11 protein-coding genes and 1 pseudogene are annotated in these 22,268 nt (G+C 33.5%); 3 read left to right on the top strand and 9 right to left on the bottom strand.

All coding sequences use genetic code 11. The features are described 5' to 3' along the window. Nucleotides 1–95: 95 nt before the first annotated feature. The 3 genes and pseudogenes from AC3WVA_RS13445 to AC3WVA_RS13455 form a co-directional block, all read right to left on the bottom strand. Complete coding sequence (locus AC3WVA_RS13445; RefSeq protein ID WP_098344405.1) at nucleotides 96–1,106, bottom strand: aminoglycoside phosphotransferase family protein; 1,011 nt, start codon at nucleotides 1,104–1,106, stop codon at nucleotides 96–98. A 296-nt stretch (nucleotides 1,107–1,402) separates the two neighbouring features. Next, nucleotides 1,403–2,002 carry an undecaprenyl-diphosphatase gene (locus AC3WVA_RS13450; protein ID WP_492321995.1) on the bottom strand — a complete coding sequence of 200 codons (600 nt, stop codon included), beginning with the start codon at nucleotides 2,000–2,002 and terminating at the stop codon, nucleotides 1,403–1,405. Nucleotides 2,003–2,507: 505 nt separating this feature from the next. Further along, a pseudogene (locus tag AC3WVA_RS13455) lies at nucleotides 2,508–2,663 on the bottom strand (ABC transporter permease); the annotation flags it as partial. A gap of 264 nt (nucleotides 2,664–2,927) precedes the next feature. Between AC3WVA_RS13455 and AC3WVA_RS13460 the strand changes: the two are divergent. Next, nucleotides 2,928–3,884, top strand: a complete 957-nt coding sequence (locus AC3WVA_RS13460) for an alpha/beta hydrolase (RefSeq protein ID WP_098880873.1) — start codon at nucleotides 2,928–2,930, stop codon at nucleotides 3,882–3,884. 116 nt (nucleotides 3,885–4,000) lie between these two features. Here the strand turns inward: AC3WVA_RS13460 and AC3WVA_RS13465 are convergent, their stop codons facing one another. The 6 genes from AC3WVA_RS13465 to AC3WVA_RS13490 all read right to left on the bottom strand — a co-directional run bounded on the left by AC3WVA_RS13465 (nucleotide 4,001) and on the right by AC3WVA_RS13490 (nucleotide 19,886). After that, the gene (locus AC3WVA_RS13465; protein WP_048525789.1) at nucleotides 4,001–5,455 is read right to left on the bottom strand and encodes an aromatic-L-amino-acid decarboxylase; all 1,455 of its coding nucleotides are present in this window, start codon (nucleotides 5,453–5,455) and stop codon (nucleotides 4,001–4,003) included. A 55-nt stretch (nucleotides 5,456–5,510) separates the two neighbouring features. Beyond that, nucleotides 5,511–12,521: a non-ribosomal peptide synthetase gene (locus AC3WVA_RS13470; protein WP_142342000.1), complete on the bottom strand. Its 7,011-nt coding sequence runs from the start codon at nucleotides 12,519–12,521 to the stop codon at nucleotides 5,511–5,513. A 32-nt stretch (nucleotides 12,522–12,553) separates the two neighbouring features. Further along, nucleotides 12,554–13,531, bottom strand: coding sequence for a SagB/ThcOx family dehydrogenase (locus tag AC3WVA_RS13475; RefSeq protein WP_071759335.1), 978 nt, complete (start codon nucleotides 13,529–13,531; stop codon nucleotides 12,554–12,556). Between the two features lie 817 nt (nucleotides 13,532–14,348). Beyond that, on the bottom strand, nucleotides 14,349–16,919 hold the full coding sequence (gene pulA, locus AC3WVA_RS13480) for a type I pullulanase (protein WP_098880871.1): 2,571 nt from the start codon (nucleotides 16,917–16,919) through the stop codon (nucleotides 14,349–14,351). A 483-nt stretch (nucleotides 16,920–17,402) separates the two neighbouring features. Then, nucleotides 17,403–19,106 carry a M4 family metallopeptidase gene (locus AC3WVA_RS13485; RefSeq protein ID WP_098344398.1) on the bottom strand — a complete coding sequence of 568 codons (1,704 nt, stop codon included), beginning with the start codon at nucleotides 19,104–19,106 and terminating at the stop codon, nucleotides 17,403–17,405. 300 nt (nucleotides 19,107–19,406) lie between these two features. After that, the gene (locus AC3WVA_RS13490; protein ID WP_492321996.1) at nucleotides 19,407–19,886 is read right to left on the bottom strand and encodes an AraC family transcriptional regulator; all 480 of its coding nucleotides are present in this window, start codon (nucleotides 19,884–19,886) and stop codon (nucleotides 19,407–19,409) included. Between the two features lie 221 nt (nucleotides 19,887–20,107). Between AC3WVA_RS13490 and AC3WVA_RS13495 the strand changes: the two genes are divergently transcribed. Beyond that, nucleotides 20,108–20,575, top strand: a complete 468-nt coding sequence (locus AC3WVA_RS13495) for a VOC family protein (protein WP_098880869.1) — start codon at nucleotides 20,108–20,110, stop codon at nucleotides 20,573–20,575. 355 nt (nucleotides 20,576–20,930) lie between these two features. Further along, the gene (gene secY, locus AC3WVA_RS13500) at nucleotides 20,931–22,235 is read left to right on the top strand and encodes a preprotein translocase subunit SecY (protein ID WP_048525803.1); all 1,305 of its coding nucleotides are present in this window, start codon (nucleotides 20,931–20,933) and stop codon (nucleotides 22,233–22,235) included. Nucleotides 22,236–22,268: the final 33 nt, after the last annotated feature.

Below are 22,268 nucleotides of genomic sequence, written 5' to 3' on the forward strand. Positions count from 1 at the left end.
AGACGTACTATCTATTCCTTTTCGTCTTCATGGGTAACCTCAAATCCTTCATTGTTTTATTAAAGTCACGATTGCGTAATAAGGGGATTTCTATTTTACTCAATAATACTTGCTACTGAATTCGTGTACGATTCTACCCATTCATAAAATGGAAGTTCATTATCCCAGGTGACCATATGCATTGCTTTTGCACAACCCCAATCTAGAAGTCTTTGATGAAGCATATGTACTTTAATACGTTTTTTTATATCCTCTTTCCCTTCTAAATTTCTACAATACAAATTAACTAAATGTTTTGCGATATTGCCTTCATTGTTATCTATATAGTATGTAATCATCTTTATTAGATCAGAAACGGGATCTGCAAAATATGAATTTGTAAAATCAAAAACACCACCTAATTCCCATCCATTATCACCTAAATATATTAAGAAGTTTCCAGGCTTAAAATCACCCATTACAAAAGTTGGAGTAGATAAATTCTCAAAAGCCCCCTTGGAATCGTCTAATAAAGCTTTCACCCATTTGAAATCCTTATCCGTAATTTTCGAGTATTTTTTGGCATCCTCTAACCAAAATAGTATTCTATTGAAAAGCCATTGTGTGTATGAATTTTTAAAGGGAAGTATCTCAAGTTTGTCCGTATTAAGTTCACCAAATTCGCTGACTTTCCAATTATGTAATTCAAATAATGTTTTAACAATTAATTCGGCTATTTTAAACTTGTCATTTAATTTGAGAGTAGCTTTCAAATATTTTGAGTTTAGATGTTCGCCTTGAAGACAAGGCATGAGTGAATAACTCCAACCAAAAATTTCATCCGAATCATCAATTATATATGGCATAGGGACAATAACGTTTGTTCTTTTATGGATATTTTCTACAAAGAACTTTTCCTCAACCAATTGACCAGCATAAAGTGGGTTTCCTTTAAAAACATACTCGCCTTCTGTTGACGAGACAAACATAGTTTGGCCCATCGCTCCATTTGCTGTTTTTTTCGATGAAATGAGTTTACCCAAATTAAATTTATTGAGCATCGATTGTAATTGATCATCATTTATTATTCCTAATTTATTGGATGCAAAGATTATTTCGGCAGTCATATGAAGCCCACCAACTCCTCTTTATCTTTAAATAAACTTCCATATAATAATGATTTCATTAACCATTTAAAAATCCCCTTTAGCAGAATAAAGATTAGCTAATTGTTCATTTCTATTAACTTTCTGTATAAGATGCGCTAGACACATTTGTAATTGTACAAATTTGATTTACAGTCATGTTTAAATCAAATAAGATATTATGTTACTTGGACGTACACCAACTCCTTATCACCGTTGTGGATATAAATAAGTTGCATCTTGCGGAAAATCGTAATGAGGATGAGACAGGAGTATACTCACAATCCCTTTGATTTGTTTTTGGATAATAAAACATGTTTTTCTACTCTTTCATATAGAGTAAGTAATTTCTTGATAAAAGAAAATTTCGGTACTAACCAATAAGTAAACACTGCTGAAACACATCCTATTAAAGCCCCTATAGCAATATCAAATGGATAATGAACCCCTACCCAAATACGAGAGATCGCTACACAAAATGCAAGTATAAGCCATAACCATCCAGTTTTTTTACGAACAAGCCAAAACGAAAAGCAAATTGAAAAAAAGAGAATTGTATGGTCACTAGGAAATGAATTATCTACAGCATGGTCGACAAGTTTATTCACATCAGGCAATACTGCAAACGGTTGATAATTCAGATGAAATTTCCCCACTATTTTTCCAATCGCCTCAGCAATTACAAAAGCAACTATCGCTTGAATAATCATCATCCTACTTTTTCTAGGTCCAGTAAACCAATAAGCTAAAATAATTAAAGCTAAAATATATACCATATACTCTGCCAAAAATATCATGGTTGAGTTTAGGAATGAATATTGTTTACCTAAATCATTAATTGCTCGAAAACTATCAATATTGAATTGAGAAAAAGACATTTTCAAACCCCTCCTTTATAATAAGGTATTTAACTAATTGCCATATACCTTCATTACATGAATAGTTTTGATTATTGTACTAATCTAAAAATACAAACCTTCTTGTACGCTTATAATTTTATTATGGGAAAAAAGGTTTAAATGGGACTTAACTACTTCTTAACTATGTGAGTGTACTGTTTTCTTCCTCTAACATGACGTTTTCACTTAAAAAATAGGCGGCATACCTTCGTAAATTTCGACTAACGTTTATAAACACGAGTTGAGAAGACGTCATCTTCCTGCCCCTCCCACGTTTTTTAAAATTTCATAAAAATAAGTATCACCATGAGCATGACATCTCCTTCTTCTTTTTCACTATAATAAAAAAAGAAAAAGGAAAACATCGAACTTTCTTACAAACATTCGGGCATTCTTACAGTTTTGTCATTTTTCATGTTTACTGAAGAATCTAAAGCGGCGTTTAATCCTGATACTTATTATACTGGTAAGAGCCCTTATACAGCGGTGTATGGTGTTTTACAGGAACATGCACAGTTTCGTAAATACCGATAATTTCAACTTCAAGGGTTTCCTTCTTATCCTCTGATTGCACTTTAACTTTGTCTCCTACTTTCAAATTGTTTAATTCCGCTAATCTTTTTTCCATTAAAATGTCATTAAAATAAAAAAGATCATCACTTGGTTTAGTTAGAAAACTAAGTGTACATAAGTACAACGACACGAAAAACACTTTGTTTCTAAATCCACTACTTATATTATTAGTTGCGTGAAATTCCTTCTTGAGAAAGGTTTTAATTTCTGAATATTCTGTTGACTACGATAACATATTCAATTTACAATTTAATTGTGGTGTTCTTTCACAATTAAACTACTTAGAATACACTTCATTTATTTGAAAACAATTACAAATAGAGGTGCTAAAATGAAAAATAGAGTAAATCCAGAATTATTACAAGGGTTAGAGATGTTTCCGGATCTCGATTTACGCCCGGAAAACTTGCAATCAATCAGAGAAGGAATAGCTCAAATGAGACCACCTACCGTTGTTGATGACTCTCTTTCTTTAACAGATAAAGTCATTGTTGGGCCTGATGATAATCCGTTACCATTACGAATTTATCGTCCAAAATCAAATCATGAATCTTTACCTGTCTTATTATGGATACATGGTGGAGGTTATATCTTAGGGTCTATAGATGATAACGATGATACTTGTATGAGGTTTGCAAAAGAAGCTAGCTGTGTGGTCGTGTCTGTAGACTACCGCTTAGCACCTGAACACCCTTACCCAGCACCAATTGAGGATTGTTATGCAGCTTTAAAATGGATTGCTGATAATGCAAAGTCATTAAACATTGATTCGAATCGAATTGGGGTTGCAGGAGTAAGCGCTGGCGGTGGACTAACAGCAGCATTATCATTATTAGCCCGAGATCGAAAATATCCTTCAATTTGTTTACAAATGCCACTATATCCAATGATTGATGACAGAAATGATACACCTTCAGCGAATGAAATTAAAGAGGGATTTGTTTGGAACCAAAAGGCAAATGAAGCTGGTTGGAAAATGTATTTAGGAGAAATGTATGGAACGGATCAAATCCCTGCCTATGCAGCACCTTCTCGAGCTGAAGATTATAGTGACTTACCGTATACTTACACATTTGTTGGTCAATTAGATCCATTCCGCAGCGAAACATTAACCTATGTAAGCAAACTAGCACAAGCTGGTGTTGATGTGGAGTTTCATTTATATCCAAATGCCTATCACTGGTTTGAAGGGTTAAATCCAAATGCCGATGTATCTATTTATGCTGTGAACGAAATCGTACAAGCAATAAAGACTGGTTTCAAACGAGTATCCAAGGTTGAGGCTTAATATCTTTACAAGAGAAACACTCATAAATAGCATACATTCGTGAGTGTTATTATCTATTAGCAATAGCCGATTCTTATTTAGAATCGGCTATTGCTATGTAAAATCCACCTAATATATCAAGGCTGAGAAACAGATATAAGATGTTTAGACGAAGTGTTTATTTCCTCTGCTACTGCTTTTATGTTCATCATAATTTGAAGCATTTCTTCTATTGTTGTCCTTGGATTGATAGAGCAAAGTCGAATTACTACTTTTTCTTTTAATTTAGTCGTACTTAGCATAGCAAATCCTCTTTGATTAATTTCTTCCACCAATTTTTTGTTTATTTCATGAATTGTATCTGTAGATGTTAGCTCACATGGAATATAACGAAAAGTAACAATTCCTAATTGGGCAGGTGTTACTACTTCCCAATCTTTTTCTTTCCTTAAAAACTTTTCAACTTGTTCAGCTAGCATAATGCCATGATCAATTGCCTCACGAAAAGCTGTAACTCCGAATGCTTTAAAAGAAAGCCATACCTTTAATGCTCTAAATCTACGAGAAAGTTCAATTCCACGCTCCCCAAAATTCACTTTTTCTTCTATATTGGTTTCCGTATCCCTAATATACTCTGGGATCATTCGAAACGTCTCACTTAAATATTGACTATTTCGAATGAGTACACAACCAACATCATAAGGCTGAAAAAGCCATTTATGCGGATCTAACGTCAAAGAATCAACACGATGAATTCCTCGTAACAACTCTCTTCCTTTTTCGCTGAGAATTGCTGCAGCCCCATAAGCCCCATCCGCGTGTAGCCATATATCTTCATCACCACATACATCAGCCAATTCATCGAGGGAGTCCACCGCTCCGCAATTCGTTGTCCCTGCATTCGCAATAACACAGAATGGTTTTTTACCTTTTAATCGATCTTCTTTTATTTTCTTTCTTAAAGTACTAACTGAAATTTTTAAATCTTCATCTGTCTCAATTCGGCAAATTTGATGCTGTTTAAAACCTAATACTTTAAGTGCTCGATCTACAGAAAAATGAGTTTGATTAGAAAAATAAACAATCGCATTTTCTATGTCATTATTCAACTTAATCTGTCTCGCTACAGTAAGTGCAGTCAAATTAGCCATGGAACCGCCACTGACAAATAGCCCTTCAGCTGAATCAGGGAATCCTAGCATTGATTTTAACCAGTTAATTGTCGTTAATTCAATTTGTTCAGCACCTGCACCTACTATCCAAGCTGTAGGAAATACATTAAACCCACTTGCTAAAAAATCTGCTAATACACCAACATAATTATTAGGACCTGGCACAAAAGCCATAAAATGAGGATGATCCACATGAGTAATTTGATTAAACACATTGTTATTAAGAAAATGAAGTAACTCATTTGGATTAGATCCTTTTTCTGGAATCGTTTCAATTAGCTTGTCTCTAAAAATATTACTATCAATTGTTTCCGAAACTGGTTTACTTTTTAAATGATTCATATGATCAACAATCAAGTCAACCGCTTGATATCCTAACTGACGCATCTCTTCGGTTGATAACTGCAAGTTTTTTGTCATATAGTTTACTCCTATTCTATTTAAAAAGGCGAGTTCTTGCTCGCCTTTTCATTTTTTATAATTTGTAATCACCGATTGCTTGTATTGGATTTTGAAGAATCATATTGATTAACTGATGCATGTGATTCAATATTTCTTGTATTTTTGCTTCTTCATATACGGTTTGATCATATCCAAACTTTATTGTAAGTTTCTCTTCAGGGAAGCACATAATTCCATACTTTACATGCGGTTCATCAACAACTTCGTAATCTGTGATAGCAAAATTTCTGTTTTCATTTGAAGAGAAGATAGCTTGGTTAGTTGGATAGTTTTCAAAAACCCAAAGATGGTCAGTTAACTGATTTTTTAATTCACTTTGCTTTTGTATATCAACAAATGAATAGTATGCATACTCATTACATTTCAATGTTTCTAGTTGTACTTTTTGCAGGAAATCTACAAAAGTTTGCGTTTCGGTCCATGCTAGTCGGATAGGTAAAACATTTGTGAACAGACCGAACATATTTTCAATTCCTTCTACTTCAGGAGGTCTGATTGATACGAGATTAGGTAATACTACTTCTCTCGTTCCATTGTATTTGCCAAGCAATATTCCCCATACAGCTAGTAATGCCGTATTCATAGTTATATTGTTTTTAGTTACAAATGTCTGTAACTGACTAGTTAAATCCTTATCTAATGTTAAATCCATAAAAGTGAAGTTTAACCCTTCACTTTTAGTTGGCACTTTCCTTTTAGGAATACTAGTTTTTCGATTGTATCCTGCTAAATAATCTCGCCAAAAATGACGTGCTTTCTTATAATCTTGTGCTAAAGTCCAATTTATGAATGTTTCAAAAGGTTTTACCATAGGTAACTCCGCCGTAGTTCCGGCATTTTTTGTTTCATAGAGCTGGAATAATTCGTCTATTAAAATGCTGACGCTCCAACCATCACATAATAGATGATGCGAACTCCAAACCACCTTATGCTCGTTATTACCTAGTTGGAATATACAGAGACGGTTCATGAGTTCATCATTTTTGAATCCTTGACTTAAATTTTCACTCATCCACTGGTCTAGGAATTCTTGCTGTTCTTGTTTCGTCATCTTAATCAAGTTTTTTATCTCTGAAATCATTTGAACATCATGTAGAACTGCTTGCCAAGGTTTTGCTTGTTCATCTTGCACAATTATCGTTCTTAAAGAATCATGACGATTAACTAATTGTTGGAAACACTGAATAAAGAGATCAATATCCAGTTCCCCCTCAAGTGACCAAATTATTTGTTCAAAATATGCATTTGTATCAGGTTCAGTCGCGGCATGTTCATAAATAACCTCCTGGAAAGGTGCTAATGGGTAAATACGTTCTATTTTTATATCCGGCATTTTTTCTTGTATTTTGGTAAGTGTATGTTGATTAAGTTGCTTATCTTTAACATTTAGTAATGTAGCTTTATTATCGTTCATGTTGTTTACATCATTTATTTGTGAACTTGAAAGATGGTCTAGCTTTTTAACAAATTGAACCATGTCTCCTAATATAGGAAATGAAAATAGATTTTTTGGCTCTAGCTCAAATCCTTGTCTATACAGTCTAACGGACACTTGAATTGCTTTTATCGAATCTCCACCTAAGGCAAAGAAATGATCATTTACCCCAACTCGATCTACTTTGAGTACTTCTTGCCAAACACTAGTTAATATTTTTTCCATTTCAGTTTTTGGAGCAATAAATACTTCATTTTTTTGTTTCTCTGGAGTAGGGAGCGCTTTTCTATCTAATTTCCCGTTTGGAGTCAAGGGTAATTGTCCCAAATAAACAAAATAAGAAGGAATCATGTAATCTGGCAAGTGATCTCGCAAATGCTTTCGTAGTTCTGTTGTACTAATATTTTGCTCAGTTACCACATATGCAACTAAAAATTTTATTCCATTCTCATCTGTTTGATCAATTACGACAGCATGTTCGACTTGTTTGTAAGTTAGAAGACAATGGGCAATTTCTTCTAACTCTACTCGATATCCTTGAATTTTCACTTGATAATCTTGGCGGCCTAAAAATTCAATATATCCCTCAGGATGCATTTTCCCACAATCTCCTGTCTTGTATAAAAGACCAAAATCAGGATGTGATACAAATGCGTCATTCGTTTTCTGTTCATCATTTAAATATCCTTTAGCAAGGCCCACTCCCCCAATATATAAATCCCCAATTACACCAACAGGGCACATTTTCTTTTCATAGTTCAACACATAATACGTTTGATTTGCCAAAGGCATCCCATATGGAATACTATTCCAATGTGATTCCACCTGTTTGACCGGATAATAAATTGACCAAATCGATGCTTCTGTTGCTCCTCCTAGTGAAACTACTTCCGCAATCGGAAAATGTCGTTTTATTTTTTCTGGTAAAGAAAGTGGAATCCAATCTCCACTATGTAAAACTAAACGCAAAGAAGAATGTTCAAAATGAGAACCTACTTGATCCAATGCCAAATCCATGATTGCAGGCACTGTATTCCAAATTGTAATTCCTCTACGCTCGACGGTACGGATTAATTCTTGCATGTCTCTTGGATCACGAATCATTACTAACATCGCACCTGTGCTTAACGTTCCGAAAATATCGTATACAGATAGGTCAAAACACATGGAAGAGATACCAATAATACGATCATCTTCATTTAACTGATATTTTTGATTAATGTCTTGAATGGTATTTGCAACCGCTTGATGAGTAATAATTACTCCTTTTGGTTTCCCTGTACTTCCTGAAGTGTATATAATATAGGCAAGATCTTCTGGACCAGCAATAGCGGGCATATCTTCTGTTGTATATAATGACAAATGTTTTTCTTCATAAAGACTAGGTTCTAATAAAAGTTTGCATGAGCTATTTTTTAAAATATATGTTTGGCGATCTAAAGGATGATCGGGATCAATCGGAACATAAGCGGCACCTGCTTTTAAAATACCTATCATATTAGCAATTGTGTCAACTCGTCTTTTTGCTAAAAGACCCACTTTGTCACCTTGACCAATGCCTTGCTCTTTTAAGAAATGCGCAATTTGATTGGAGCGTTTATGAAGTTCCGAGTATGTTAACCATTCTTGCTCAAATACCACTGCTACTTCATCCGGTGTACGTTTTACTTGGTCTGTAAATAATTGATACAGAGTAGTTAAAGGTATTTTTTCTGTTGTTTCATTGTATTGCTCAATTAAAGTTTGATCCGATTCTTTCATCTGCAAAGATGTTACGTCGCTTTGTTTCACCAATTGTTCCAATAAGTCAATAAATTGGGAAAACATTGCTTCTATTACATCAACATCAAACAACTCTTCAACATAGTTCCAGCTAATTAATAACTCTCCATTTTTTTCAATTACTACATTATCCAAATACACTTGTGGAGTCCGAGCATGAATATGGCGAAGAGAACCAAGCTGTTCCCAAGCAAACGCACCCGCACCTGCTAGCATCGAAGTGAAAACAATTGGCATAACTGCTTTTGGCGTCATTTGGTGGTATCGAGTAAAATCTCGAATAAAGTTAACTCCATCGTAATGACGGTGTTCAAGGCCATCTAATAAAGTAGATTGCGTTTCTTTTACTCTAGTAAAGAAAGATTGCTCTGGTTTTACATCAACATCCAACAAAATAAGAGATGTGAAATCTCCCACAATCTGTTCTACTTCTTCATGAACAGGATAACGGTTAAATACAGTCAAATTAATTGCCAATTTACGTTGATTACTCCAATATGCCAACACATCACCATATATTGTACAAAGCAGAGCGGAAGGAGTTACTTCTTTCTCTTGTGCTAACTTTCGTAGCTTTGTCCACTTTTCATTGTCCAGGATCTTAGTAAGTGATTGGAATTTAGGAGTAGCAATCTCTGCCGGATCCTTTTTTAACAGCAAAGAAGGTGCAAATGGAAAGTCAGGAAGCTTACTTGTCCAATAATCTTTTGCTGTTTTATATTCTTCGCTTTGTTCCATTTCATCATAGATAAACATGTAATCTTGAAAATCAAAAGATAGAGATTCTAATTTTTGATTTGGTTTATAATAATAATGTAACAAATCCTGTCCAACTATGTTCATGCTTGCTCCGTCCATTAATAAGGCATCGTATCGAAAACATAATAAATACGTTTCTTCTTTTAAAAGAAAGGCTTTTAATTCAAACAAAGGCCATTGCCCCAAAGGGAATACATGGTTAGTCATTCGAGAACGTTCTTCTTGTAAGCGAGCATTTTGATTCCTATCATCTAAGTCTATGAGACTAACTATTTCAATCTCGTAATCAGGAACGCTTTGTAATATTTGCTGTTCTCCCTCTGGTAAAATTACAGCTCGCAACATTGGATGACGATGAATTACCTTTTGAAAACTTTTTGAAAGACGATTAATATCCAATTTTGTTTCATATTCAAAATATGTTTGAGGTGAAATACCACTTAATTCAAACTGTGAATTCCTCCCTAACATGTACGCTGTCTGAACCTCTGTTAATGGAAATGACTTAGACAAATCTTTAACATGAGTTGGTCTATTTTCAAAGTTTTTCTCTTTATGCTCTACCTCTACACAAGAACTAAGTTGAGCAATCGTAGGATGCTTAAAAAAATCTGTTGTACTTATTTTTAAGCATTCTTTTCTTAATAAATTAATTACCTGAAGCGCTTTAATCGATTCTCCTTTTAAAGCAAAAAAATTATCTTGAATACCGATTCCCTCAATCTCCATAACTTTTTCCCATGCATGCACCAATTTTTGTTCAATTTCATTGCGCGGGGCAACGTATGGAATTGATACATAATCCGTTTGTGTTATATCTAATAATTTTTTCCTATCTACTTTCCCATTTGGATTCAGCGGAATCTCTTCCACCTGAATCATTTTTTCAGGAATCATAAACTCAGGTAATTTATCACTTAAATATTTTCTGATTTCATCAAAAGAGACCTTATTATCGGATACATAGTACGCAGCCAATAATTTCCTATTTCCGTATACTTGATCAACAACAATAGCTTGGTTTATTTCTGGATGTTCCCTTAACTGACTTTCGATTTCTCTTAATTCAATCCGATATCCCCGAATTTTTACTTGATGATCAATTCGACCTAGATATTCAAGTTCTCCATTAGGCAACCAACGAACGAGATCACCCGTATGATACATCATTTCTCCTGCCGTAAAAGGACTCGGTACAAACTTTTCATCTGTCAGTTTAGATTTCCCAAGATACCCTCGTGCTACCGCTACTCCAGCAATGCAGAGTTCACCGGGAATTCCAAATGGTTTTAATTGGCCATACTTATTCAATATATAGGAATGATAATTCGGATTTGGTTTGCCGATCGTAACTTCTTTGGAAGTGCTCAAGTCTTTTACTGTTGCGCAAATGGTTGTTTCTGTGGGACCATAAATATTTAAAATTGTTGCTTCACTGATACAACGAATTTTTTCAACCAAATCAATGGAAAATGCTTCTCCTGCTAACAAAATAGATTTTAAATCTTTCAGAAAATTCGCCCCTTCTGGATCACTTAAAATCACTTCCATTCGCGATGGCGTTGATTCCCATAAATCCACCTTATGTACTTTAACCAAATGAGCCAATTCTTTTGTTGCAAACTGGTCCTCTGTAGCAATGACTACTTTCGAGCCTTGTGTTAAAGGAAGACATATTTCTAACAAGGAAATATCAAAAGAAACACTAGCAAGAAACAAGAATGATTGATTATCTTTTACTTTTTCTCTCATTGCACTTAAAAAATGAACAAGAGATTTCTGTTCCACCATTACTCCTTTTGGATTTCCTGTTGATCCTGATGTGTAAATGACATAAGCCAAATCATTAGGATCGCCTTTCCGAATCAAATTACTTTCTTCACCTTGGAAGAGATGTTCCTCATCAAGATACAGCACTTCACCAGCAAATTGCGGTAAATCTGCTTCCGTTCGCTTACTCAATAAACATTTTGCTTGACTATCTTGTAACATATATTCAATTCGTTCATTTGGATAGTTAGGATCAATTGGTAAATATGCTGCACCTGCTTTAAAAATGCCCATCATGCCAATGATCATTTCTAATGACCGGTCTACCATAACCCCAATAATACTTTCATTGGATACACCTTTACTTTGAAGAATAGAAGCCAATTGATTTGCTTTCTGATTCAATTCTTTATATGTTAAATATTGATCATTACAAACAACAGCGATTTGATCTGGGGTTTTTAACACTTGTTCTTCAAACAAATCTTGAAATGTTAGAGACAAGTCTATGCTTGTCTGACTGTTATTCCATCCCTCTAACAACTCTTTTTCTTCTTCTGCAATAATACAAATATCTTTCACTGCCAAATTCGGATTTTTTAATACTTGCTTTAAAATATAAAGATACGAATTTGCAAACTGTTGCAAAGAAGAAAACGAATGAGATTTGAAAGAAATTTGGAATTCAAATTCATTATGTATTTCATTCCATTTTCTTCTTATCCAAACCGCTAAATTATTTTCTGCATATTCTTCTATCAAATCTTTATTATGTAACCCTTCCATCCCAATAACAATTTGAAAAGGAGTTAAAGGATGTTCCACTAATAATTCAGAGAGTGGATACCCCTGATTGTCATACCCGAATAAAGTCGTTTCTTCAATCTGATTCACTACTTGTTTAAAGCTATGATGCGGATAGATTTCACTTCCTATAGGAATCCATTTATTAAGATTCTCGCTTTGTTCAAGATTTTTTTCGATTACAGGAATACCAATCGTAATTCTTCCTTGATCTGTATAGTGTGCCAAACAAATCCTTAACGCGGCCTGTAACCAGCTAAATAATAATAAATCTTGAGACTTACTTTCTTTTTGTATACCTTTACTCAACTCTACATTCATTATGATTTGAACGTGCTCACAAGAATTTTCTGTATTTAATTGGTAATTACTATTAAATACAGAAAAATCAAGAACCTCGGAAGATAATTGCTCCTTCCAAAACGCTCCTACCCCTTTATTTCCATGAATAGAACTTCGATCTTTAATGTGCATGTTTATCTTTATCCCCCTAATATTCATTTCTTCTATTCGTTAATTTTCAGGCCAACTTCAAGCCCATGGAGAAATACTTGATGGTTATCCAAACATAAAAATTGCTGAATCTCTTCAATTTTCATATGACCAACTGAACAAACGCCTAAATTTAATGTCTCAGCAACCATATTTAAGGTAGCAGTGATAATGCCTGATTCAATACAAGCAAATAAATATCCATCTGAACCGTATTTCGGGATGGAAGCGTTCGCATTATAAACCAAATAAACTGAGAAAGCAGATTGAGTAAATAAATCCTGGTTAATTAATTCATGATCACTTTTGATTACTTGATCAATGTTATTTACAATCACAAGACTATTTTTTGATGGGTTATAATAATAAAACCCACCTTTTATACCTTCTATACGTTTTGGTTTTATATAAACAAAGATATCAATGGGATAGAGCCCGCCTGCACTTGCGTAATGATAGTATATTTTTTCTTTCCTAACCTGTTTTAAAGTTGATATGAATTGGGAAAATTCTAAAAAACTAATGTGTTTTTCCATATCAAATTGACGACAAGACCTACGTTCCTTGATTATAGTAGGTACCTCATCTGTTGTTTCAAGTTGAATTTCAGTTGACCGTGCAGCAACGTGCATGCGATTTAATTGTTCATTCATATACTTATCTAACTCTTCTTTAGAAAAGCGAATCTGGTCGCTATATGGATTTGTAAAAATCTTTTCTTGTGTAGAAAATACTTCTCTTGGGTGTAATATGTTACTTACTAACACACGATTTTTTATCATAAGCTCTATTGTTTTTTGTGTCTCTTCTATATTTCCTAACGAAAAGCGCTCTACTAGTTCACTAATTTTTACACCTTTTTGAGCCATAAAATAAAACTCAGGAAAACACTCAGACAGAATGCCTGTAAATCTCATTTCCCCTATCAAAACTTCATTATGCAACTTCTCCCAATGTTTAATAGGAGACCAGTAATAAATTTGCTCGCTCATATAACCCTCCATAAACGTTTAACTTATTTTTGAAATGCAATTTTTAAATCTACAAAAAATATTTTTTAGATGCTGCTCCTTGTCTCATAGTGATTATAAATACATGAACTTCAACGAAACTTGAAAATAATGAAATAACTTTTTCTCCATTAAAATTTTTTATTTCATCATAAAAAATGATTTTTTATTAGATATTTCACATCCTTTCCCATAGTAATCCTATAAGGTATAAACCATTTAGAACATTGAGAATACTCACGCATTTCCGATGTGAAATTATTGTAATGGATTGGAGAGCGGTTGAATATAGTTATTAAATCAAATAATGTTGAGAAAGTTTTATTTATTATATCGATAAAATTTTCTGATGCGATTTATTACAAATAGGTTAAGAAAAGAGTTTTAAATTTTTCTTTAAAAGTTAGTGTAAAAATATAACATACTATTACATACAAGTGAGTTACTTACATATCGTATTTAAAATAAAGAAAAGACACCTTGAATGGTGTCTTTTCTTTATTTTAATTCGATATACTTTTTACGCCTTTGCTATCTTTAAACGAGTTGTAGGAATTAATACAACTCGAACCTCTAGTCCGTTATATGTTCGAATATGTAATAAAAATTATAGAAATTAAGAATGTATTTCAGATAATTTTATAAGTAAACGCAAAGACATCTTCTCCCCCACTGTTACAATAACAATAATCTCTTGTCTATTTCTTGTATTAAATTGTAATATAATTACAGTATGTGAAATTATATTACATTAACTTTAAAAGCGAAGTGAAAACAACTTTCACTTCGCTTTTGGTATTTATTTAATCGGTTTCTCTGTTTTTAAAACTAATGAACTTAACGCAGGAACTTTAATTTTATTATCATGGACAACATAAAGTGTTTTACTACCTGCCTGTTTACCGTCTACTAACACTTTCCAAGGACCTTTCGATGGAAGTGTTATGTCAACGGATTCCCTATTTGCATTATGGGCCACCATAAAGTATTCGTTTTTATTTCCATTGCTCTTTCCATCTATTGAATAAGCCACAACATTTTTTGGAACATCAATAAATGATACTTGTTTATTAATTTGTTCTGCAGATGTCATTCGAAAAGCTGAGTACTTTTTGCGTAATTCTATTAAGCCCTTCATATAATCTACTTCATTATTAAATGCTGCACGGCGCAACCAGTCCATTTGGTTAATTGAATCCGGAGATTTGTAACTGTTATGATCACCATATTTCGTACGCATAAACTCTTGTCCTGCATGTAAGAATGGAATACCTTGTGATGTTAATAAAATCGAAGAAGACAATTTGTGCATTTGTTTTCTCACTTCTTCACTGTCATCTGGATTAGTCAACTCAAGTTTGTCCCATAATGTATGATTATCATGTGCTTCCACATAAGTTAATACCTGCTCCGGATCTTTATAAGTAGACGAATTTGTATCGTAGTTAATGCCTGCCGTAATGCCTTTTTTAATACGGTCTTCCATGTTTTCCTTTCCATTTACAAAGCCATTTTCTTTCTCCTCAAATACACTACCTTTTAATCCATCACGTATATTATCGTTAAAATGAGCAATCCCTTTCATTTTCTCAGCATTTTTTTGATTTGCTTTCAACTCAGCTGCAAGAGGTGTATTTAAATCCCAGCCTTCTCCATGCAATATAATAGAAGGATCAATTTGATTAACAGCTTTACGTATTTCATTCATCGTTTCATAATCATGAATGCCCATTAAATCAAAGCGGAATCCATCTAAGTTATATTCTTTCGCCCAATATGTGACCGAATCCACCATAAATTTTCTCATCATTTTTCGTTCTGAAGCTGTATCATTTCCTACTCCAGTTCCATTTGCAAATGTTCCATCTTCATTGTAACGGTAATAATAGCCTGGAACTAACTTATGAAAATTAGATTCAGCAGCATTGTACATATGGTTATATACTACATCCATTACAACACGAAGATTATTATCATGCAGCGTTTGAATCATTTGCTTTAATTCGGTTATTCGAACAGTTGGCTCATATGGATTTGTAGAATAGGATCCCTCTGGAACGTTGAAATTTTTCGGGTCATATCCCCAGTTATATTGTGGTTCTTTTAAATTCTCTTCATTTACTGATGCATAATCGAATATCGGTAACAACTGTACATGCGTAATACCAAGATCTTTCATATGATTAAGTCCTGTTTTCACACCTTCAGGCCCTCTTGTTCCTGTTTCTGTTACCCCTAAATACTTTCCTTTCTGTTTAATACCACTTTCGGGCTGAATAGAAAGATCACGTACATGTAATTCATAAATAATAGCATCTTCCGGATTTTTAAATTTTGGCTTTTTGTTTGCTTTCCATTTTTTCGGATTTGTTTCTTCTAAATCAACAACTGCCCCTTTATCTCCATTTACAGAAGCAGCACGTGCATACGGATCAACTGCTTCTGTCCACTTATCCCCAATTTTCACCTTATACGTATAAAGGAGGCCTTTTTGGTTCCCTCTAAGTTCTGCTTTCCAAGTTCCTTTTTCACCTTGTTGCATGTTTATTTCAGTACCTATTTTATCGTTCCATTTTTTATATGTAACTAACTTCGCTTCACTCGCAGTAGGAGCCCATAAACGGAACTTCGTATGTTGTGGCGTATATATATTACCTAAATCGTTACCACCATAGTAAAATGAATGATCAAATTCCTCACTACGAATGACTTTACCGATTTCAGTATTCGCATCATCTGCGTTTTCGATTTTAACTTTGTATGTCTGTTTTAAATCAATTTTCTGCTCCGTAATTATTTTAACCTTATTCGTAACATTCCCACTGTTTCTATCATAAGGACTAATATCCTTAATTTTAATGCCTTCAATTTCAATATTCCGTTCCTTAATATGAAACGGGACATTAGTCGTTACAGTAATTTCATTGAAACTATCAATAGATGCTTTTTGAATTGATAGTTCCGCAGAAGGCTTAGAGTTATATACTTTATCATCACCAGAAAGAATCCATACTTCAGCACGACCGTCCTTTATATTTTCAATCCAACGATCGCCACCATCTTTTTCCCACTCATTCGTACGAATGATAAATCCTACACGATTATAGTCACCATCTAAATTAATTTTTGCGTACTTTCCAAATTCATCTTCACCAGTAAATTCATATGAGTTACCATTCGCATTTTCTCCCCATATCCAAAGGTTCCAGTCTTTTGTATTCCCAGACTGTTCTTTGTAATGAATGATAACTTCAGTTGTTTTCGAATTTGAAACTGCCTTTACACTTTGAAAAGAGAAAACAGATGATAACATTACGAATATAGTAAGTAATAAAACTGATTTGTTAATTAATCTTTTTATCATTTGCACCACATACACCCTTTCTTTAAATAGTTAGCACAATTTATTATGCTCGTACTAAAATATACAACTTAAATTAATCTAGAAACCTCTTTTACTTCACCCCCATATTGACTATTTTCCCATATGGATTTCAATGATCTTTTGCAACGAAAACGTTTGCATTAATGTTTAAAAAAATAGATTTGATCATGTTTTCATATATTTGTAATTACTAAAAGATCAGGGAAATCATTATAAAGCAATCGCTTGTTATCGCTTTCATTCTATAGTACTTCCCATCAAGAGGTCAATATATTATTAATTTTCAGTTTTTAAACATTAATCCTTATATATTTATCGCAACTTATTGAAGATAGACAGCTTTATTATCGCTTACTAAGTTTATTTTCACTCATACATTGCTGCATAAAAAACAGCTACTATCTTTAAAATGAAAGTAGCTGTTTTTTCATAATGTAATAATATATGAATGAAAACTATATTTCTAACTTACTTAATTTTTGCTGCATCAAATGCTTTTTGAACTGCTTGAACTTCAGCTGTATTTGCTCCATATTTATTTGTTGCCACTCGAATACATGCTGATCTCAATTCTTTGAAATTAGAAGTCATATTTAACTCATCTGTATTTGCATAATAGAAGATATCAAACATTTTATCTTCACCAATCCCTTTAACAGTTACTCCGTTATGAGTTCCACCTTTTGCAATGAGATACGCAACTTTATTAATAATGCTTGAATTAAAATGAACCCCACCTTGATCCCATCCATTAAAATCATTAAATTCACTGTAATCATCAGGATAAGGTACTCCTAGTGAAGATGGAACAGAAGCCGGATTTTCCATATCACGGAAAACAGATCCAGTTTGTTCTCCCATCGTCCAGTTAAAGCTTCCATTATTTACGTATTTCTCAATAGATGTTCCCATAATATCAGATAGCGCCTCATTAATCGCACCAGATTCACCGTAATATTCAAGATTAGATTCGCTAGAAGTAACAGCATGTGTAAATTCATGGCCAGCTACGTCATACGCTTTGACGATTGGATCTCCATATACAAGCATACTTCCATTATTTGCGCTTAATGCATTCTGCCAATTTTTCGGGTCATTCGTATCTCCAGAATCCCAAGCATGTACAACTGAAACCACCTTTTGCCCCTTATTATCAAAGCTATTACGCTTGTATTTATCTTTATAAAAATCAAATACTTTTGTTGCTAAGTAATGAGCACTTACTGCTTTTGGATCGTTAAATGTTGTCGAAGTACTAGTTGCCAATGTACCAGGATAATAGCTTTCCTCTTTAGTAATGTCTCTATAATTTACATCATATGTTTCAATTCCTTGCCCTCTTGTATAATCGGCAAGAGCATATTTGCCATTACTTTGTTTAGAGATACCAAATGTACGTGATATACCTAAATCATCTTTTCCTGTTCCAGTTAATGATGTAAGATTGCTGTTTTTACTTTTCTTTAATGCTCCAACTAGTTTTTCACTTGCTTTTAAGTTAGATTCTTGTACCATATTTTTTAACATATCACCATTTTGTGCATTTATTAAATAAGTTCCGGAAACATAGTTTGGTGTTGCAGCTTCAAATGTAACCTGGTATGCATTGCTAGCTTGTCCATTATTTTCATCAACAAAAATAACTTCTTTAACTTCTGGCTCAGAAATAAAGTTGATATCGTTTCCGTACTTCGTATAAATATATTGTGTTGCTTCATCTTTTGATAGATTGATAGGTTTTTTCAATTCTTCTTGTTTTAAATTTTGCGCGCTATCACCTGAAACACTTTTAATAACACCGTTATTATCTACGTGTGCAGTTAATTGATGGCCATATATTTCTTTTCCTTCGTATGTTTGCTGAATACGTACAAGTGTAGTCCCATCATATGAACCACGTTTTTGAAGAACTTTATAATCTACTCCTGTTTCTCCATTGACTTGCTTTGGAGAAAGAGCTTGTTCTGTTTTCTCCTTCAGAGCATCTTTTACTACATTCTCTGGTGCCTTTTGTGACGGTTGTGTAAGTTCACCGGAACGGAACGATTCTTCCTGAATTTGGACTTGCAGTTGATCTGTTTCCTCTGCATGACCTACTCCGTATGGTGCTACAGCTGTTAAAGCTAAACCTGTTGTTAAAGCTACCTTAGTTAACGTCTTTTTGTTTTTCATTTTTTCACCTCGTATAATTTTTGAAATAGAAAGCTTGTACAAAGTATACTTGCTGTTTCTGTCGAAAAAAAGGGAAAATACACAATTTATGTAACATTATGCAAAATTACATAATATAAGGACGATGATATAAATAAAGAACAACTCATATAAGCGCATTAATTTCAATAAAAAAAGAGCTCCCTAAGGTGCTCTTTACATACGATTATAAATCATAAATGCATTGTGTCATTTATTAGTATATGCTCGTCTCATTTAATTGTTTACTTGGTGAATACCGCTTATAATTTATACTACTTATTATTTGTTCTTTTTTATCGGAACAAATAAATCAACCTTTAATTTTCCTTTTAGGTCTTCTGCAACATTGTTCATACAAAACTCTAAATTATCCCTATCATAATCTGAACTATACTCACTATTTGGCAACCACATTACGTACATATATTGATACACTTCACTTAATTTATGAGGTTCATCATAGAACTGATATAGAGCGTATTGACCCCCATCTACACATTTAAATTGCACATCCTGATGCGGTTCTTTTTCAAAGTTTTCAGGTACGGTAACGCACGCATCGTGTCGGCACTTATGACTTGCAACAAATTCAGGATTATCTAATGAAATTCCGATAAATGATTGCTCTGGTGGATGTAGATTATTTTCATTTGCCCATTGTAGTAACTTTTCCCAATGATCTTGTGGTTCAAAGTAACTACCAGTTCGTCTTATATATGCTACTTCTAGTGGTGGTAATTTTTTTATAACAACTTTCATTTACATCTTCTCCCCTATAAATATGTACACTGTTTATTTAGCTTTCTTTAATATTTATTCCTTCTTAAATAAAAAGAATTCTCTAATCACATAAATTTCAATTGAAATATAATTGATTACTACTACTAAAGTAGTATGTACATTCATACTTTTATTTGATTTTAAATTCTTTTTAAATCGATATATTAATTGTAAGAAAATAAAAAGGTGGAGGGTTTTAATTGATTAAAGGAATATACGAAGCGCATTTACCAGTGAGTAATTTACAAAAATCTATCGAATTTTATGAAAAACTAGGATTGAAGTTAGCCTGGAGTGATGAATCAACAGCATTCTTTTGGATTGAGGAAGGGAAAAGTTGGCTAGGATTATGGGCGGGCTCTGAATACGAAACAAAATATCATCCTTCTTTACGTCATATTGCATTTAGAGTCTCATATGAGGATTTAAAAGAATCATTAAATTGGTTACACTCGCTTCAAATTAAAGCTGTTCCGTTTGGGAGTAATGAATCTATTGAACCCTTTGTCCGTCCACATCAAGGTAATGCATCTGTTTATTTTATTGATCCAGATGGTAATAGCTTAGAACTTATTTGTCATATTGTTGTACCTAATGCACTAAAACATATAACTGATAAATTATCCTTTAAAGATTGGGAGACACTATTAGCTGACACATTTGAATGAATATTAACTATAAATCATAATGGATCACCCTTATTTTATAACATGTATAACAATCCCGACTAATAATGTCCTATCAATTTATCATTAAATAAATGTAAAAAATGCCCCCATTCATTCATTTTTCATGCGTATGTATGTACATTTGTTAATTTATTCGATATATTATGTGTATTGAATGATTACGAAAAGCTTATTGGTCGCTTATACAACACCTTATATTTTTATATCCGTGAAAACTACAAAATGTATGTAAATCCATTTGTCAAATGAATTTAATGCGGAAGGAGGTTTGTGGTTACTTCATCGGGATATAATAATCAGTTTTTTAACTGATACAAATATAGGAGGCGACATAATGTTTCGTACGATTTCAAATTTCATGAGAGTAGCTGAGATAAGAAGGAAAATCCTTTTTACATTAGCGATGTTAATCGTTTTTCGAATTGGCACGTTTATTCCAGTTCCTCATACTAACGCAGAGGTATTAAAAGTACAAGATCAAGCTAACGTTTTAGGTATGCTAAACGTATTTGGCGGAGGAGCACTGCAACACTTCTCAATCTTTGCTGTAGGTATTACACCTTATATTACAGCTTCCATCATAGTACAATTACTACAAATGGACGTTATACCTAAATTTTCGGAATGGGCAAAGCAAGGAGAAATGGGCCGTAAAAAATCAGCTCAATTCACTCGATACTTTACAATCATTCTCGCATTCATACAAGCCATTGGGATGTCTTATGGCTTTAATAATATAGCAGGTGGACAATTAATAACAGATCAAAGCTGGACTACATACTTATTTATTGCGACAGTTTTAACTGCAGGTACTGCATTTTTACTTTGGTTAGGTGAACAAATTACTGCTAATGGCGTAGGTAATGGTATTTCGATGATTATCTTCGCAGGACTTGTTGCAGCGATTCCAAATGTTGCGAACCAAATTTATTTACAACAATTTCAAAATGCAGGCGATCAATTATTCATGCACATCATAAAGATGGCTTTAATTGGTCTCGTAATTTTAGCGATAGTTGTCGGTGTTATTTACATACAACAAGCCGTTCGTAAAATACCGATTCAATATGCGAAAGCTGTTTCAGGCAACAATCAATATCAAGGAGCAAAAAACACTCATTTACCTCTTAAAGTAAATAGTGCTGGTGTAATTCCAGTAATCTTTGCTTCTGCATTTTTAATGACGCCGCGTACAATTGCGCAGCTTTTCCCTGATTCAAGCGTATCAAAATGGTTAGTTGCTAATCTAGATTTTGCACATCCAATTGGAATGACACTTTATGTCGGTCTTATCGTTGCTTTTACATACTTCTATGCATTTATTCAAGTAAATCCTGAACAAATGGCTGAGAATTTGAAAAAGCAAAATGGATATGTGCCTGGTATTCGCCCTGGTAAATCAACAGAACAATATGTAACGAAAATTTTATATCGATTAACATTTATCGGCGCAATATTCTTAGGTGCCATTTCAATTTTACCGCTCGTATTCACAAAAATTGCTACATTACCACCTTCTGCACAAATTGGTGGTACAAGCTTACTTATCATTGTCGGTGTAGCACTTGAAACAATGAAGACGTTAGAAAGTCAGCTTGTGAAACGTCATTATAAAGGGTTTATAAAAAAAGTAAATTAAGTAAAAAACACAGTTGGTTATTTTTCCAACTGT

Source organism: Bacillus sp. EB106-04-02-XG92 (genome assembly GCF_058791995.1).